This window comes from Rhodococcus ruitaii, from assembly GCF_055230935.1.
The window spans coordinates 213,740-230,537 of sequence record NZ_JBUYWC010000006.1 but is presented as its reverse complement, the minus strand read 5'-3'; the positions used below and the strand labels follow the sequence as shown (position 1 = coordinate 230,537).

Genomic DNA, 16,798 nt, shown 5'->3' with positions numbered 1-16,798 from the left:
GGAGATGTCAGACTTGCCCAGCAAGCAGTCCCCAACGAATCGTCTACCCACGGGTCGAATGTGCGGCACCGGGACTTCCGGGAAGTAATTCCCGGATCACTGAGAGAACTTGAAACTCAGTGAACGGCTATCCAGACCCTCACCAATGCCCCGGTCAACCACGTCGGCATGACGGTGGCGTTCGCGGACCTGCCGCCGCTGATGTGGCATGCCGAACTGGGGCGGAGCCTGCCCGACATGTGGACAGGTCGGCATCAACGCGGCGTCCAACTTCACGATCTGCGCAGCGCGGTCCAGGTGTGGGGAGCGCGCTACGGACAGCGCGGTTGGCTTCGTCAACTCGCGGATCCCGTCACCGGGGAACAAGAGGATCAGTTGCTGCGTACCATCGCTCGCCTGGACGGAACACCCTTCCCCTCCACAGCGAAACTCGCCGGGCGATGGTTCGCGGGTCGCGTGCCTCGCCTGAAGCGACGCGAGTCCGGTCTCGAAAGTGCGTACTGCGCCGAGGTCGTCGCAGTGACGATGGAAGCGATGGGACTGCTCGAACAGCGACGTCGCGGGAGCAGCTGGTACGACCCGGGAAGGTTCTGGAGCGGTGACAGATTGCCGCTGGCGCCCGGTGTCGAGTTCGGCGGTGAGATCGAAGTCGCACTCGCGGCGAGCGATATCGCGGCAGGTGAGGCGCTCGGTGGACATGTGCCGCACCGCACCCCATAGCCGTCCATCATCAGGCAGGCCGGAGAACGAAGAAAGGGACCCCTCCGAAGAGGGGTCCCTTGCCCGGTGCTGTGGTTGAGATGCTGCGATCGATCAGGCGTTGGCGCCGGCGAGGATCTCGCTTGCGGTGATCGCCTGGGCCACGCCCTGGAGGGTCGCGGCGACCTTGACAGCCTCCCAGACCTGCTCCTTGGTGAGGCCCTCCTTGCGCACGACGTTGTCGTGGGCCGCGGTGCAGTCGTGGCATCCGTTGATCGTGGAGACGGCCAGCGACCACAGCTCGAAGTCGGACTTCTCGACGCCCGGGCTGCCGATGATGTTCATCCGCAGGCCCATGCGCACCTGGGTGTATTCGTCGCCGAGGAAGCTCTTGGCGCGGTAGGCGACGTTGTTCATGCCCATGATCGACGCTGCGCCGAGCGCGGCGTTGTAGGCCTCCGCGGACAGCACGTCAGCGGCCTCTTCCGAGATCTCCTTCAGTACGGTCGCCGACTTGGTGGCGGCCGCGGCCGCGAGGAAGGTGCCCCACAGCTGCTGCTCGTTGAGCTCGGTCGAGCGAGCGAGCGAACTCAGGTTGAGCTTGAGATCCTTCGCGTATTCGGGAAGAGCGTTCTTCAGGTTGTCGACACTCACTTCAGCGCCGCCTTGACGAGCTCACCCGCGTTGAGGGTCGGGTCGTTCTTCTTCCAGTTGCATGCGCACAGCTCGTCGGACTGCAGGGCGTCGAGGACACGGAGGACCTCGTCGACGTTGCGGCCGACCGAGCCGGCGGTGACGGACACGAACTGGATCTCGTTGTTCGGGTCGATGATGAAGGTGGCGCGATCGGCAACACCGTCGGCGTTCAGGACGCCGGTGGCCGAGACGAGCTCACGGTTGAGGTCCGACAGCATCGGGAAGGGGAGGGTCTTGAGATCCTCGTGCTGTGCACGCCACTGGAAGTGCACGAATTCGTTGTCGACGGACGCACCCAGGACCTGCGTGTCGCGGTCTGCGAACTCCTCGTTCAGCTTGCCGAATGCGGCGATCTCGGTCGGGCAGATGAAGGTGAAGTCCTTCGGCCAGAAGAAGACGATCTTCCACTTGCCGGCGTAGTCATCGCTGGTGATGGTGGTGAAGTAGTCGTCGGGCTGTGCGGCGTCGACCTGCGACAGGTCGCCGCCGATGAGGGCCTTCAGGTTGAAAGCGGGGAACTGATCGCCGATGGTCAGCAATGCCATTTTCGGTCCTCTCGTGGGTGTCTTGTGAACAAGCGAGTCGATCGCGCACGCCACGCCCTCGGACGTGGGAATTGTGCATACCGGCCGAGCCTTGCGGTTCGTTCTCCGGCATGAAATTCATCTTGCAGGAAAATTTTCAAAAGGTAAAGGTGATTGCTCGCACTATACTGATAGGCGTGTCCGATCAGACTTATCACCCGACCCTGTCACAGCTGCGTGCGTTCGTGGCCGTCGCCACGTATAAGCATTTCGGAACGGCCGCAGCGCGTTTGAGTGTGAGCCAGCCCACACTGTCGCAGGGGCTCGCGTCGCTCGAGAACGGGCTCGGGGTGCAGCTGATCGAGCGAAGTACCCGTCGAGTGCTCGTCACTCCCGCCGGCGCACGACTTCTCCCCCAGGCCAAGGCGATCCTCGACGCCGCCGACGGGTTCGTCGCCGCGGCAGCGGGGGTCTCCGGCGGATTCTCGGGCCCGCTGAGGATCGGGTTGATTCCCACGGTCGCGCCCTACTTCCTTCCCGGATTGCTCGCCGAGCTTCGCACGCGTATGCCCAATCTCGCCGTGCACGTGATCGAGGACCAGACGTCCCGGCTCCTCGGGTCGCTCCGCTCGGGAAACCTGGACGTCGCCGTACTCGCCCTGCCGTCCGACGTCGCCGGTGTCGTGGAGATCCCGTTGTACACGGAGGAGTTCATCCTCGTCGTGCCCGCAGGCCACCCCCTCGCCGACCGGATCGATCTCCCGCTGTCGATCCTCGACGAACTCCCACTACTGCTTCTCGACGAAGGTCACTGTCTCCGCGACCAGACGCTCGATCTGTGCCGATCCGTCGACGCCCGGCCCGAGGCGGGGGACACCCGCGCGACCTCGCTGGCCACCGTTGTGCGGTGCGTGGCAGGAGGTCTCGGCGTCACTCTCGTACCCGCATCGGCGGTGCCAGTGGAAACGGCGGGCGGCGACCTGGCGATGGCGCACTTCGCTGCGCCCGAGCCGGGACGCACCATCGGACTCGTGTTCCGGGCGTCGAGCGCGCGGGCGGACGACTACCGAGCGTTGGCGGACGTGTTGCGGTCGCAAGCCCCACGGCAGGCGCGGGTGACCGGTTGATCAGCTGTGTCGCGGAGGAGGCCGATCAGCCACGTCCACGGCGGGAGCGACCGGTGTGCTTGCCGCGACCAGCGGTGCCCCGCCGAGACTTCGGTTTCTTGTCACCGACCACTTTTCTCGGTTGCGAACCCTGACGTTCGCCCCGACGTTTGCCCAGGCTCTTCGGCGCTGCCTCGGCTCCGGAGAGATCTTGCCGACCACGCGAACTGTTCGCCGTCCGGCCCCGGACGATGCCGACGAATTCGTCCACGCGATCGGTAGTGCGGTCGGTGACCCACACGAGACCCACTTGCGATTGAGGAGCGTCCACGACCGGCCGATAAGTCAGATCCTTACGGTGGTGCAGACGAGCGAGCGATTGCGGAGTAACGAGCACCCCCACCTCCGACGCGACATACGAGACCGCGTCCGCCGTGGTTGCCGGTCGCTCGAACGCCTCCTCGCCGGGCAGGCTCACCCAATCGAGCACATCGTCGAGGGGATGCAACACGGTTTCGTCCGCAAGGTCTGCCACCGACACTTCATCTACGGCGGCGATCGCGTGCTCCTTCGGCACCACCACGACGGAGGCCTCGGTGTAGAGGGCGATGACCGACAGTTCGGCACGCTCGAGTGGCAGCCTCAGTAGCGCGATGTCCGCCGTGCCGTCCCGTAGGCACTCCGCTCCCGATGTCGAGTCGATCGGAACCAGCTCGATCGGGACATCCGGAATCCGTTCCTTCCACACGCGAACCCACTTGGCGGGGGTCACGCCGGGGACATAGGAGAGGCGAAACACCGCAGCGGACTCATCGTTCACCGGAATGAGGTTACCGTTACCGACCTGGTGCTCACCCCTCGACGATCTCGAACTCGTCGAAGACGACCTCGCCGGCCGCATCCGATTCGGCGAGGTTGACTTCCCCGATCAACGCCCAGCCGTGATCGCCTTCCGGATCGGCCAGGGTCTGACGCACCCGCCACACCTCCGAGGTCATCTCGGCCGAGAACAATGCCGGTCCGCGCGCATCGGGCCCGGTGCCGATCTCGTCGTACTCGTCGAAGTAGAGTTCGAGCAGATCCGACCAGTCCACGGCCTCGAGCCCATCACCGAGCTCGGCGAGATCGATCCAGCGTCGCCGCGCCGCGAGTTCGACACGCTTGAACATCGCGTTGCGCACCATCACCCGGAACGCACGGGTGTTCGCCGAGAGCGGTCTCGGTGTGTCGGCCCCGAATGCGATCTGCTGATCGTCTGATTTGGCGCCCGGATTGGTGAGCGACTCCCATTCGTCGAGGAGCGACGAATCGACTTGCCGGATCAGCTCGCCGAGCCACTCCGTGATGTCTTCGAGTTCCTCGGTGCGCGCGGTGTCGGGAACCGTTTGACGCAGCGCCCGGTACGCATCCGCGAGATACCGAAGTACCAGCCCCTCCGATCGCGCCAGTCCGTAGTGGCTCACCAACTCCGCGAACGTCATCGCGCGCTCGATCATGTCGCGTACGACGGACTTCGGTGACAGCGGGAACTCGGAGACCCACGGGTGCCCGCCGCGGTAGGTCTCGAATGCGGGCTCGAGGAGCTCGACGAGTGGTTTGGGCCAGGTGATCTCATCGAGAAGTTCCATCCGCTCCTCGTACTCGATGCCGTCTGCCTTCATCTCGGCGACAGCTTCGCCACGCGCCGCATGCTGCTGCGCCATCAGGATCTGACGAGGATTGTCGAGGGTCGACTCGATCACCGACACCACCTCGAGCGCGTACGAGGTCGACTCCACGTCGAGGAGTTCGATCGCGGCCAGCGCGAACGGCGACAGCGGCTGGTTCAACGCGAAGTCGCGCTGCAGATCGACGGTCAGGCGCGCCATCCGGCCGTCCTCGTCGGGTTCGTCGAGTTGCTGCACGACCCCCGCCTGCACCAGGCCGCGGTACAACGAGATCGCTTTGAGAATGTGCTTGCGCTGCGCCGGTCGCTGTTCGTGGTTGTCCTCGAGCAGGTGACGCATCGCGTCGAAGCAGTTACCGGGTCGGGCGATGACGTTGAGTAGCATCGAGTTGCTCACCGCGAACCGGGACTGCAGTGGTTCCGGGGCCGCGGCGATGAGCTTGTCGAAGGTGGCCTGCCCCCAGGAGACGAATCCCTCCGGCGCCTTCTTCCGTTGGACCTTGCGTCGCTTCTTGGGATCATCACCGGCCTTGGCGAGTGCGCGGATGTTCTCGATCTCGTGCTCGGGTGCCTGCACGACGACGCTTCCCATCGTGTCGTAGCCGGCGCGCCCGGCCCGGCCGGCGATCTGGTGGAACTCCCGCGCCTTGAGCTGCCGCGTGCGGGTGCCGTCGTACTTGGTCAGTCCGGTGAGCAGTACCGTGCGGATCGGCACGTTGATGCCGACTCCGAGTGTGTCGGTACCGCAGATGACCTTGAGGAGGCCGTCCTGCGCGAGTTTCTCGATCAGGCGCCGATACTTGGGCAGCATGCCGGCGTGGTGGACGCCGATTCCGTGGCGGACCAACCGTGAGAGTGTCTTGCCGAATCCGGTGGTGAACCGGAACCCGCCCAAGGCCTCCGCGATGGCTGCCTTCTCGTCTTTGGAACACATGTTGACACTGGTGAGAGCCTGTGCCCGCTCGAGCGCGGCGGCCTGCGTGAAGTGCACGACGTACACCGGGGCCTGATGGGTGGTGACGAGTTCTTCGATTGCCTCGCCGATGGGAACCTGAGAGTAGGAGAAGGTCAGCGGAACAGGGCGTTCGGAGCCGGAGACCTCGACCGTGGGCAGCCCGGTTCGTCGGGTGAGATCGTTCTTCAGAAACGTGACGTCGCCGAGTGTGGCGGACATGAGCAGGAATTGCGCGTTCGGTAGTTCGACGATCGGTACTTGCCACGCCCAGCCGCGTTCGGGTTCCGAATAGAAATGGAACTCGTCCATCACGACCTGGCCGATGTCGGACTCCGCGCCCTCGCGCAACGCGAGGTTCGCGACGATCTCGGCGGTTGCGCAGATGATAGGGGCTCCCGGGTTGACAGCGGCGTCGCCGGTCATCATTCCGACCAGATCGGCACCGAACACATCGCACAGCGCGAAGAACTTCTCGCTCACGAGTGCCTTGATCGGTGCGGTGTAGAACGTGCGTCTCCCCGTGGCCAGCGCATGGAAATGAGCACCGAGCGCGACCATTGACTTCCCCGAACCGGTGGGCGTGGCGAGGATCACGTTGGAGCCGGAGACGAGCTCCATCAACGCCTCCTCCTGCGCCGGATAGAGCGTGATGCCCCGGTCCATCGTCCAAGAGGTGAACGCGTCGAACAGAGAGTCGTCGTCGACAGTATCGGGTATCAGATCCGGAAGCAGCACCGCTCCAGGCTAGTCGGAACGCCCACCGGCCTTACGTCGCGCTGCGTTCGTCCGATCCCATTGCGCCGAGGACGGCCGTGCGCGTGGCCGGGCCACCGGTGATCCGGGATTCGCGCACACCGGTGAGCAGCAGCTCGCGCCACTGCTCCTCGTCGAATTTCAGCGGAGTAGTGGAGTCGAGGAAGTCCTCGATCACCCGCAGGAATCGGATCGGGTCGTCCCGAAACGGGAAGTGACCCGAACCGTGGAACACCTCGAGTCGAGAGCCCGGCATGGCCGAATGCGCGAGGTATGCGTGCCCGACGGGGATCACACCGTCCTGATCACCCCAGATCAACTGCACGGGGACGTCCTCGGTGAGATAGCAACGATCGAGCATCGTGACCACCTGACCGCGCCAGTCGACGACCGCTCGCAAGGTGCGCAGATATGCCTCGTATGCGGTCGGATCGGGCAGACCGGACAGGATCCGGACGAGGTCGCTCGTATCGTGGAGCAGCGTCCCGGGTCGAAGCGGCGAACCGTGGAGGTGCCCGAGGACGGTGCCCGCGAGCTTCACCGCGGGCACCGCTCCGGGAATCCTGAGCAGCTTGAGCAGATCGCTCACCCCGGGCAGAGACACCAGCCGCAGTGCGGGATGAACACCCTTGGTGACACCGCCGGAGGACACGAGCACGAGCCGCTCGACCATCTCGGGGAATTGGTAGCCGAACTGCATCGCAACCCCACCACCGAGGGAGTGACCGATGATCGTGGCCCGCTCGACACCGAGGACCGACAGCAGATCGCGAATGCCGTTCGCGTATGCAGCGACGGAGTAGTCGGCGCGCGGCTTGTCCGACCGGCCGTGACCGAGTAGATCGGGGGCGATGACGGTGTACTTCTTCGCCAGATGCGGAATGATGTCGAGCCAGGTGGACGAATTGTCGCCTATCCCGTGAACCAACACCAGCACCGGACCACTGCCTGCGAGACGGAAAGCGCGCCGGTATCCGTGAATGGTTCGGAAGACCATCCGTGGTTCCGTATCGGGAACTGGACGCAATGTGCGTGCTCGCGATGTAGCCATCAATCTCTCCTGCCGTATCCACGGGCTGCAGCCTGGCCGGTCTCCGATCCGACTCGGGAGGTGATCGTTGTGTGCTCACCTTGGCATGCCGGGCGAGCATACTGCCTGTATGTGACGTCGGCAATAACGATTGTGACCGGTATGTGATGCCGCAGCAGTGATACCGAGCCGTCGCTGCTGAATCAACTGCTCCGGAACACTCGTGATTCTCAGGCGGGGCTGCCCGGCTCCGGGGACGGTGTCACGATTCGGAGTCCGGGTCGCCGTTCCCACGTTCGTACTCTGCGAGGAATCGCTCGAATTCGGCTCCGAGCTCGTCCCCGCTGGGCAGGGTTTCGTCGGTCGGTAGGGGAGTGGACTGCTGCTCTTGCGCCGCCACGTAGCTGTCGTACTGCCGTTCGAGCGCCTGCACGACCGACAGCACCTCCTCGTTGCCCTCGATGTGCTCGTCGACCTGCTCGCGGACACGGGCAGCGGCCTCACCCAAGCCGCCGACCGGAAGATCGAGATTCCCGACCTCGGCGACATTGGTCAGCAGCGATTCGGCCGCGGCCGGGTAGTCGGTTTGTGCCAGGTAGTGCGGTACGTGCACCGAGAACCCGACGGCTTCGTGCCCGTGCTGCGCCATCCGGAACTCGAGCAACGACGACGCCCCCGCCGGAACCTGTAGCTGACCGGACCAGCGGTGATGATCGGCGATCAGGTCTTTGTTCGTCGAGTGGGCGGTCACGCCCAGTGGCCGGGTGTGCGGAATCGCCATCGGGATCGAGTTCAGGCCGATCGTGCGCCGGACCCCGAACTGTTCTGCCAGCAGTCGGACCGCCGTGATGAAGCGCTCCCATTTCAGGTCCGGCTCGGTGCCGGCGAGCAGCAGGAACGGGGTGCCCGTGGTGTCGACGAGCGCGTACAGATTGAGCTCGGGCGCGGCATACTCGGAGTAGTGATCCGATTCGAACGTCATCATCGGCCGACGCGAGCGGTAGTCGACCAGTTCATCGACCGCGAAGGACGCCACGACCTCCGTTTCGAGTTGTTCGCGCAGATGAGTAGTGGCCAGATGCACGGCGTGCCCGGCATCGGAGAAACCTTCCAGCCCATGCACCAGCACAGGGCCCCGGCCGTCGGTCGATGTCAGTCGAGGAGCGGGAAACTCCAGCTCGTACATCCGGGACTGCTCGTCCATATCCGAACCACTCCGATCACGTCCTCGTAGCCTTCCGCTCGGTGGTGCACCGGCGTGGCATGGTGGTGTTCAAGTCTAATTGAACCGAAAACAGCGCTCGACGGGGTGTTCTGCTCCGGTGAACGAGAACAGCGGAGGTTCGGGTGGCCGTGAACGCAATGTGTCGGCAGAACGATCGGCGCGCAGGTCGTGTGGTCATGTGCGCGGCGCTGATCGTCTCTGCATCGGGGTGCGCGACCACGGTGGCCGGTACCGCACTGCCCGAATCGGCATCGAGCACCACGTCTGTGACCGGGATGTCCGATCCCACCCTGGACCGGCCGTTGCCCGCGGTGCTCCTACTGCCTCCTGAGCAGTTCCCCGCCTCGTACCCGGCCGTGACGCTCCCGCCCTCGGCGGTGGCGCAGGCCGCTCCCGACCTGGCCGGGATTCCGGTCGGGGCGAAGGTCGAACCGCCCGGATGCCTTCCGCTACCGCAGAACTACGGCCCCGAGGGGACGGCGATGGCGGTCGGCACCTCCGATGACGGTAGAGCCACCATCAGTGTCGAAGTGGTGGCCCCGGCGCCGGAACTTCCCGAACTGCGGATTCACCTCGGTGAGTGCGGTGAGGTCGAAGCCACGCACCGGGGTGTGACCTCCACCGTCACGACCGTCGCGGCACCGACGCCGCTTCCACCGATCGGGGGCCTACCGACCCTGGCGTACACCCGCACGGTGGCCTCCGGACAGCCGGGCCACGAGCTGATTCAGTTCATGGAGACACGTGGTGCTCAACTCGGAGACGCCAGGATACTGGTGACCTATATGACCTTCGACGACCACGATGTCGACCGCGACGCCCTCGACATCGCTTTCCGCAATGCCGTGGCGTATGCGTTCGATGGCTGATCGGAATACTTCGAGAACCAGGGCTGACCCTTTCCGCAACGCTTCAGCGAACGCACCCGCGGCCTCGGGCCACGCTAACAGTCTGCGCCGACACCCGGCGCCGTTCCCGGTCGCCGTGCTCGACTTCGGCTGCGTGGTTGTCCACAGTCGCCTCATCCATCCACAGATTTGCGGTTTTCGCGGCCGAGGCCGGATTTCGATGGTCGCGACCATGGATTGTGCTGGGCATGACCGCATCGACATCATCCTCCCAGCCACTGCACCTGACGGACATCGGCGAACTCCTCGCGGCAGTTCCCGCCATGCTCGGCTTCCACCCGACACGCTCGTTCCTCGTGCTGAGTCTCTCTCCCGCGCAGCGTTCACCGAACGAGGGCGGGCGAGGCGACGCGATCGGTGCCGTCATGCGGCACGACCTTCTGTTGCCCCACGACGATGAACCGATTTCAGCGCAGATGAGCGCCGCGTTCGAGCGGTTCCGCACGGTCTGCGTACGTGAGGGAGCGGGTGCTGTTCTGGTAGTGCTCGTCGACGACAGACTCGACCACCCACGTTGCCCGGCCTCCGGTGCCGCTGTGCGTCTGCTCGCCGAGTTCGCCGACGAACTCGCGCTGTCCGGCATCGAGGTGGCCGGTGTCCACGCCACCCCCGAAATTGCGCGTGGACGGGTGTGGTTCACCCCTGAGGGGGAAGTGAAGGGGACGATTCCCGATCCGGAGAGTTCGGTCGTTGCCGCCACACGAGTGTTCGGCGGTAGTCCGATCCGGCGGTCGCGGGACGAACTCGAGGCACTCCTCGCCCCCTCGTTGCCGGAACACCGTCGACGGGTGGGGCAGTGCATCGACGATGTGATCGATGCCCGCGACCTGGCGTACGAGCATGCGGCACGGGCCGGCGGGTCCGACCGTGCAGACCGGATGGAACTCGAATTCCTGCTCGAACGTCTCTCGGCATTCGAGGACGGAACCGAACTCCGGGCCGAGGAATGCGCTGAAGTAGCTGTGCTCCTGGCAAATCCGACGGTCCGCGACTCGGTACTCGCTTTGGCGGCAGGAGCGCAAGCACGCACTGCCGAACGCATGTGGGTCGAGCTTGCCCGTGCGTTGCCCGACCCGGAACGAGCCGACGCGGCCGCGCTCGTCGCCTTCAGTGCCTATGTGCGAGGCGACGGCCCGTTCGCGGGCGTTGCGCTCGGAGTGGCGCTGGAATCGAACCCGCGCCATCGCCTCTCGGATCTGCTCGACCAAGCGCTGCAGGCCGGGCTTCGTCCCGAAGCCGTTCGAGGGCTCGCTGACACAGGCTACGAGATCGCTGCCCGGATCGGTGTGGTGCTGCCCCCACCGGGGCCGGCGGACTGATCAGCGTCGGCCGGCGTGCGCGCGGTCACCGAGATTCCGCATGAATTCCCAGGCGTCCGCAACGATGTCGTCGAGGTCTGTGTGCGCGGGCTTCCAGCCGAGTTCGTCGATGGCGCGTGCGCTCGACGCAATCAGTACGGCTGGATCACCTGCACGTCGAGGTGCGTCGACCGCGGAAATGGGGAGTCCGGTGATTCGTTCGCACGACGAGATGACTTCGCGAACGGTGAAGCCCTCTCCGCTGCCGAGATTGTAGATGCGATGCGATCCCGCCACCGCCTTCGACAGAGCCAGCAAGTGCGCGTCGGCGAGGTCCTTGACATGGATGTAGTCGCGGATCGCGGTGCCGTCCTTGGTCGGCCAATCCGTGCCGAACACCGAAATCTGCGCGCGTTGCCCCAGCGCGACCTGCAGGACGAGTGGGATCAGATGTGTCTCGACGACACGGTTCTCGCCGGCGCCCTTGTACGCACCGGCCACGTTGAAGTAGCGCAGACTCGTCGCCGCGAGTCCGTGGGCGTGGGCGTAGGAGGAGATCGCATGATCGATCGCAAGTTTGGACGCCCCGTACGGGTTGGTCGGCCGGGTGGGTGCATCCTCGGCGATCGGCACCTGCTCGGGTTCACCGTAGGTCGCGGCGGTGGATGAGAAGACGAGCCGTGGCGTGCCCGACAACCGCATCGCGTCGAGCAGTGCGAGGGTGGTGACGACGTTTCCGTGCCAGTACTTTTCGGGAAACTCGACCGATTCGCCGACGAGTGATTGCGCACCGAAGTGGAGAACACCGTCGAACCGGGGTGATGTACCTCCGGCTCCGAGGACATTCGCGGCGACATCGGCGATGTCGCCGCGGATGAACTCGGCGCCGGACGGGACGGCATCGGCGTTACCGGTGGACAGGTCGTCGACGACCACCACGTCGTGGCCGTGCTCGAGCAATACCGTGCTGCATGCGCTGCCCACGTAGCCGGCGCCGCCGGTCACCAGAAGTTTCACGCTGGGTCTCCTCTTCCACCGGTCCATCCGGGGGCCGGTGGAAGAGGCGCGGTATCAGACCTGCTTCACCTGCACGGCATGGGCCATCTCGTCGGAAAGCTCGAATGTGCTGTGACCGGACACGGTGATCATCACCGAGCCCGGACGCGTCTCGACTGTAACGCGTGCGTCCGGAACAACGCCCGCCTCACGCAGCCGAGCAATCACGTCGGGATCCGACTGGACGTACTCGGCGAGCCTGCGCACCACGACGGCAGTCGGCTGCCCGCTCGGGATTTCGGTCAACCGGACCAGCTTCTCGTCCGAGACCGCGGCATTGTCGAGACCCAGTTCGGTGAGTCCGGGGATGGGGTTGCCGTACGGCGAGGTGGTCGGATTGTTGAGTACTTCGACGAGGCGCCGCTCCACCTCCTCGCTCATGACGTGTTCCCAGCGGCACGCCTCGGCGTGCACGTTCTCCCAGTCGAGCCCAATCACATCGACGAGCAACCGCTCGGCGAGACGGTGCTTGCGCATGACGGAGACGGCGAGATCGCGCCCCTTTTCCGTCAGCTGCAGGTGGCGGTCACCTGCGACGCGCAACAATCCGTCGCGTTCCATGCGGGCGACGGTCTGGCTGACCGTCGGACCGCTCTGTTCGAGGCGTTCGGCAATGCGTGCCCGCAAGGGCACCACACCTTCCTCCTCCAAGTCGTAGATCGTCCGGAGATACATCTCCGTTGTATCGACCAGGTCCTTCACTCTCACACCCCTTCGTCTGCGCCGATTCTAACCGTGGTGTTCGGGTGGTGGGTGAGGTCCGATGCTCGCGCGACCCGAGGCGGGCAAGTAGCGTCTGTGTTCATGACCACGAGCTCCACCGCAGCAGGCGGTTCGACACATCTGGGCGGCGACCGTGTGGTGGTCTGGAGCCCCGACTACCTCGACTATCGGTGGGGTCCGAGCCATCCGATGAACCCCACCCGGCTCGACCTGACGATGGCCCTGTCGCGCAGCATCGGGCTGCTCGAGGGGGTCGAGACGGTACGTCCGGATCCCGCCGCCGATGTGGATCTTCTCCGCATCCACACCTCCGGGTACATCGACGCCGTCAAGAAGGCCGGCTCGGCGCCGGCCGGGTCGGAGCCCGCGGCCGATACACCGCACGGTCTGGGTACCGAAGACAACCCGATCTTCCCGAAGATGCACGAAGCGAGCGCGACACTGGCGGGTGGCACGTTGGCTGCCGTCCGCGAGATCGCGTCCGGCCGAACCCGCCGGGCCGTGAGCATCGGTGGGGGCATGCACCACGCGATGGCCGACTGGGCTGCCGGGTTCTGTGTCTACAACGACGCGGCGATCGCGATCTCGTGGTTGCTCGACCACGGCTACGATCGCATCGCCTACGTGGACGTCGACGCCCATCACGGAGACGGGGTCCAGCACGCGTTCCTGGACGACCCGAGAGTGTTGACGGTCTCGATTCATCAACACCCGGCGACTCTGTGGCCGAACACGGGCTGGTCGAGTGAGGTGGGTGCGGGCGCAGCCGAAGGTACCGCCATCAATCTTCCCGTACTTCCCGGCACGGTCGATTCGTTGTGGCTGCGGGCGTTCCAGGCCGTCGTGCCGGGCGCGATCGCCGCGTTTCGTCCGCAGATTCTCATCAGTCAGTGCGGCGCCGACAGTCACCGCGAAGATCCGTTGGCCGACCTGTCACTCACTGTCGACGGTCAGCGGGCGTCGTACCTCATGATGCGCGATCTCGCCGATCGGTACTGCGAGGGGCGCTGGCTTGCGGTGGGAGGGGGAGGGTACGGCCTGGTTCGGGTTGTGCCGCGCTCCTGGACACACCTGATCGCCGCAGCGCTCGACCGTGAGATCGACCTCACTGCAACGGTTCCCGACGACTGGCGCGAGCGTGTGAAAACCCTGGCGCCGGGAATCGACCTGCCCGCTGAAATGGGTGAAGGAGCCGACTTGTCGTACCTGCCGTGGGACGGTCCCGGCGGCACACCGGAAACCGGTGTTGCGTCCCTCGATCGCGCGCTGACCCGAATCGATTCCGCGATCATCGCTACGCGCCGCGCATGCTTCCCGCTTCTCGGACTGGACCCGGAGGATCCTCGTGACTGACTCGGAAAGCACGCCGGCACGTGTGGGGGGCGAGACGACTCGCACATCTGATGCGGGTGTCGACCCGGCTCGTGAGCGGGCACTCGCGATCGCGCGTGACTATCCCCGGCACTGGGTTGCCGATGTGCTTGCCTCCGACGGTGGTGTCGTCCATCTGCGGCCGATCGTTCCGGAAGATGCCGACAAGATCGTCGAATTCCACGGCAAGTTGTCCGAACGAACGCGGTATCTCCGCTACTTCGGGCCCTATCCGACCATCTCGAAGCGGGACCTGTTCAATTTCACCGTCGTCGATCACCGCACGAGGGTGGCGTTCGTGGCGTTGCTCGGCGACGAGATCATCGCGGTGGGACGGTACGAGGGATTGTCATCGGAGGGCGATGGTCTGTCCGCCGAAGTCGCATTCACCGTGTCGGACTCACATCAGGGACGTGGGCTGGGGCCCATTCTGCTCGAGCATCTCGCCGGCGCGGCCGCGGAGAACGGACTCCGTCGCTTCGTTGCCGAGGTCCTCGCAGAGAATCGTCATATGATCTCGGTGTTCCGTGAGGCCGGATACCAGGTCAGCCGCAGTTTCGAGGGCGGTGTGGTGCGGCTGGAGTTCGCGATCGATCCCACCGAAGCGCTCGTTTCGGTGCGCAACGCACGTGAGCGCGCCGCGGAAGCCCGCAGCGTCCGCAACATCCTGAGTCCGGAAAGTGTCGCAGTGATCGGTGCATCCACCGACAGCAGGAAGGTCGGCAACGCTGTCTTGGTGAACATGCTGCGCAGCGGATTCACCGGACCGGTCTATCCGGTCAACGCCGAACACCGGTCGGTGCGGGGGGTGCGTGCCTACCCGACGGTGCGCGACATCCCCGACGAGATCGACCTCGCGATCGCCGCGGTTCCGGCCGACTCGATCGACGCGGTCCTCGACGACTGCCTCGCGAAGGGGGTCAAAGCGCTTCTCGTCGTGTCGTCCGGCTTCGGCGAGACCGGGCCCGAGGGGCGCGACGCGGAACGGCGACTGGCGCACGCTGCGCGTGCCCACGGGATGCGGCTGATCGGACCGAACGCCCTCGGAGTTGCCAACAACGATCCGGCGTTCAGGCTCAACGCGACGCTTGCCCCGATCCTGCCTGCGTCGGGCAACGTCGGGTTCTTCTGCCAGTCGGGTGCGTTGGGCATCGCGATCCTCGACGAAGCTGCCAAGACGGGGGTGGGCCTGTCTTCGTTCGTGTCGGCGGGTAACCGCGCCGATCTGTCGGGCAACGACCTGTTGCAGTACTGGGACACCGACCCCGCGACCGAGGTGGTTCTCCTCTACCTCGAGAGTTTCGGCAATCCACGCAAGTTCTCGCGCATCGCACGCCGTGTCGCACGGAGCAAGCCGATCGTGGCGGTCAAGTCCGGCCGGCACGCGGTGCCCCCGGTGCTCGAGGCCCGCACAGGTGAGATGGACGACGCGATCGTGCGTCATCTGTTCGAGCAGGCTGGCGTCGTTCAAGTGGAATCCATTGCACAACTGTTCGATTCGGCGTTGCTGTTCAGCTACCAGCCGCTGCCGGTGGGCCCGCGGGTCGCGGTGGTGGGCAACTCCACGGCACTCGGGGTGCTCGCCGTGGATGCGGCAAGGGGGCAGGGCCTCAAGCCCGCCGACGCAGTGGATCTCGGGGCGCAGGCCACCCCGGAAGAGTTCGCCGCCGCCGTCGCCCAGGCGCTCGCCGCACCCGAGATCGATGCGGTCATCGCGGTGTTCGTTCCTCCGGTTGCGGTGACGGTGGAACCCTACGCGCAAGCACTGCGCGACGCGGTGGCAGAGGCGGACAAGCCGGTCGTTACCACGTTCCTCGCGACCGAGGGCATCCCTGACGTCCTCGCGGTCAGAGATGAGGAGGGCAACCCGGTCAGAGGTTCGGTGCCCTCGTATCCCGGGCCGGAAAGAGCCGCGACCGCACTCGCGCGCGCGTGGCGGTATGCCAAGTGGCGGGCTCGACCGCCGTCGCAGGTCGTCCGTCCGGCGGGTATCGATCCGGAGCGCGCCCGTGCTCTGGTCGACGGCTGGCTCGACACAACCCCCAACGGCCGCTACCTTTCGGACACGGAGGCTGCATTGCTGCTCTCGTGCTACGGCGTGCACATCGCGACCTTCCGGTCGGTGACCACCGAGGACGAAGCGATCGCCGCAGCTCACGAGATCGGCTTCCCCGTGGCGGTCAAGGCGACCGGGGCGCAGTGGCGTCACCGGCCGGATCTGACCGGTGTCCGGCTCGACTTGGTCGACGACGATTCGGTCCGCATTGCCTATCGTGATCTTGCCACGGTGTCGGGGGAGCCGCTGTTGCACGTGCAGAAGATGGCGACCAAAGGAATCGGATGTGCGATTCGGGTGCAGGACGATCCCTCGTTCGGGTCGCTGATCTCGTTCGGCGTCGCGGGTGTGATCTCCGACCTGCTGGGTGACCGCGCCTACCAGGTGCTACCGCTGACCGAGGACGAGGCTGTCGAACTGGTCGACGCGCCCAAGGCCGCGCCTCTGCTGACCGGCTACCGCAATGCAGCGCCGGCCAATCGCCCCGCGCTCGTCGACATCGTGCAGCGCATCTCGGCGCTCGCCGACGACCTGCCCGAGGTTCGTGAACTCGTGTGCGAACCGGTGCTGGCATCTCCGATCGGTGCCGAGCTCACCGACGCGCACCTGCGGATCGGCCCCGAAGTACAGCACCCCCTCGACCTGGGGCCGCGCCGGTTGCGGTGACGGTCGCGAAAGATCCTCAACAGCGCGATCCCCGAGAACCCAGCCCGGTTCTCGGGGATCGCTGGA

General features: G+C 65.5%; 13 protein-coding genes and 1 pseudogene. 6 read left to right on the top strand and 8 right to left on the bottom strand.

Annotation, left to right across the window (positions count from 1 at the left end; translation table 11 throughout):
- Positions 1 to 126: 126 nt before the first annotated feature.
- Positions 127 to 720, top strand: a pseudogene (locus ACZI8W_RS09710) (hypothetical protein); the annotation flags it as partial.
- A 93-nt stretch (positions 721 to 813) separates the two neighbouring features.
- Here the strand turns inward: ACZI8W_RS09710 and ACZI8W_RS09705 are convergent.
- On the bottom strand, positions 814 to 1,353 hold the full coding sequence (locus ACZI8W_RS09705) for an alkylhydroperoxidase, AhpD family (RefSeq protein WP_463368274.1): 540 nt from the start codon (positions 1,351 to 1,353) through the stop codon (positions 814 to 816).
- Complete coding sequence (locus ACZI8W_RS09700) at positions 1,350 to 1,940, bottom strand: peroxiredoxin (RefSeq protein ID WP_463368273.1); 591 nt, start codon at positions 1,938 to 1,940, stop codon at positions 1,350 to 1,352. Before ACZI8W_RS09700 ends, ACZI8W_RS09705 begins: the two co-directional genes overlap by 4 nt.
- A gap of 176 nt (positions 1,941 to 2,116) precedes the next feature.
- On the opposite strand from ACZI8W_RS09700, the gene ACZI8W_RS09695 reads away from it, so the two are divergent.
- A complete protein-coding gene (locus tag ACZI8W_RS09695) occupies positions 2,117 to 3,046 on the top strand; it encodes a LysR substrate-binding domain-containing protein (protein ID WP_463368272.1) in 930 nt (309 codons plus the stop codon).
- A 25-nt stretch (positions 3,047 to 3,071) separates the two neighbouring features.
- Here the strand turns inward: ACZI8W_RS09695 and ACZI8W_RS09690 are convergent, their stop codons facing one another.
- The 4 genes from ACZI8W_RS09690 to ACZI8W_RS09675 all read right to left on the bottom strand — a co-directional run bounded on the left by ACZI8W_RS09690 (position 3,072) and on the right by ACZI8W_RS09675 (position 8,633).
- Entirely contained in the window at positions 3,072 to 3,845 is a 774-nt protein-coding gene (locus tag ACZI8W_RS09690) for a LysR family substrate-binding domain-containing protein (protein WP_463368271.1), read from the bottom strand.
- 31 nt (positions 3,846 to 3,876) lie between these two features.
- On the bottom strand, positions 3,877 to 6,381 hold the full coding sequence (locus tag ACZI8W_RS09685) for a DEAD/DEAH box helicase (protein ID WP_463368270.1): 2,505 nt from the start codon (positions 6,379 to 6,381) through the stop codon (positions 3,877 to 3,879).
- A 31-nt stretch (positions 6,382 to 6,412) separates the two neighbouring features.
- On the bottom strand, positions 6,413 to 7,450 hold the full coding sequence (locus ACZI8W_RS09680; protein WP_463368269.1) for an alpha/beta fold hydrolase: 1,038 nt from the start codon (positions 7,448 to 7,450) through the stop codon (positions 6,413 to 6,415).
- 241 nt (positions 7,451 to 7,691) lie between these two features.
- On the bottom strand, positions 7,692 to 8,633 hold the full coding sequence (locus ACZI8W_RS09675; protein ID WP_463368268.1) for a proteasome assembly chaperone family protein: 942 nt from the start codon (positions 8,631 to 8,633) through the stop codon (positions 7,692 to 7,694).
- A gap of 143 nt (positions 8,634 to 8,776) precedes the next feature.
- On the opposite strand from ACZI8W_RS09675, the gene ACZI8W_RS09670 reads away from it, so the two are divergent.
- Positions 8,777 to 9,523 (top strand): DUF5642 family protein, encoded by a 747-nt coding sequence (locus tag ACZI8W_RS09670; RefSeq protein WP_463368267.1) that lies wholly within the window; start codon positions 8,777 to 8,779, stop codon positions 9,521 to 9,523.
- Between the two features lie 227 nt (positions 9,524 to 9,750).
- Positions 9,751 to 10,881 carry a DUF4192 domain-containing protein gene (locus ACZI8W_RS09665; RefSeq protein ID WP_463368266.1) on the top strand — a complete coding sequence of 377 codons (1,131 nt, stop codon included), beginning with the start codon at positions 9,751 to 9,753 and terminating at the stop codon, positions 10,879 to 10,881.
- On the opposite strand, the gene galE is transcribed toward ACZI8W_RS09665, so the two are convergent.
- Together galE and ACZI8W_RS09655 are read right to left on the bottom strand one after the other, a co-directional pair.
- Positions 10,882 to 11,877, bottom strand: coding sequence for a UDP-glucose 4-epimerase GalE (galE, locus tag ACZI8W_RS09660; RefSeq protein ID WP_463368265.1), 996 nt, complete (start codon positions 11,875 to 11,877; stop codon positions 10,882 to 10,884).
- A 54-nt stretch (positions 11,878 to 11,931) separates the two neighbouring features.
- On the bottom strand, positions 11,932 to 12,618 hold the full coding sequence (locus tag ACZI8W_RS09655) for an iron-dependent transcriptional repressor DtxR (protein ID WP_463368264.1): 687 nt from the start codon (positions 12,616 to 12,618) through the stop codon (positions 11,932 to 11,934).
- Between the two features lie 102 nt (positions 12,619 to 12,720).
- On the opposite strand from ACZI8W_RS09655, the gene ACZI8W_RS09650 reads away from it, so the two are divergent.
- Together ACZI8W_RS09650 and ACZI8W_RS09645 are read left to right on the top strand one after the other, a co-directional pair.
- Positions 12,721 to 13,992 (top strand): acetoin utilization protein AcuC, encoded by a 1,272-nt coding sequence (locus ACZI8W_RS09650; protein ID WP_463368263.1) that lies wholly within the window; start codon positions 12,721 to 12,723, stop codon positions 13,990 to 13,992.
- 88 nt (positions 13,993 to 14,080) lie between these two features.
- Positions 14,081 to 16,732: a bifunctional acetate--CoA ligase family protein/GNAT family N-acetyltransferase gene (locus ACZI8W_RS09645; RefSeq protein ID WP_463368287.1), complete on the top strand. Its 2,652-nt coding sequence runs from the start codon at positions 14,081 to 14,083 to the stop codon at positions 16,730 to 16,732.
- Positions 16,733 to 16,798: the final 66 nt, after the last annotated feature.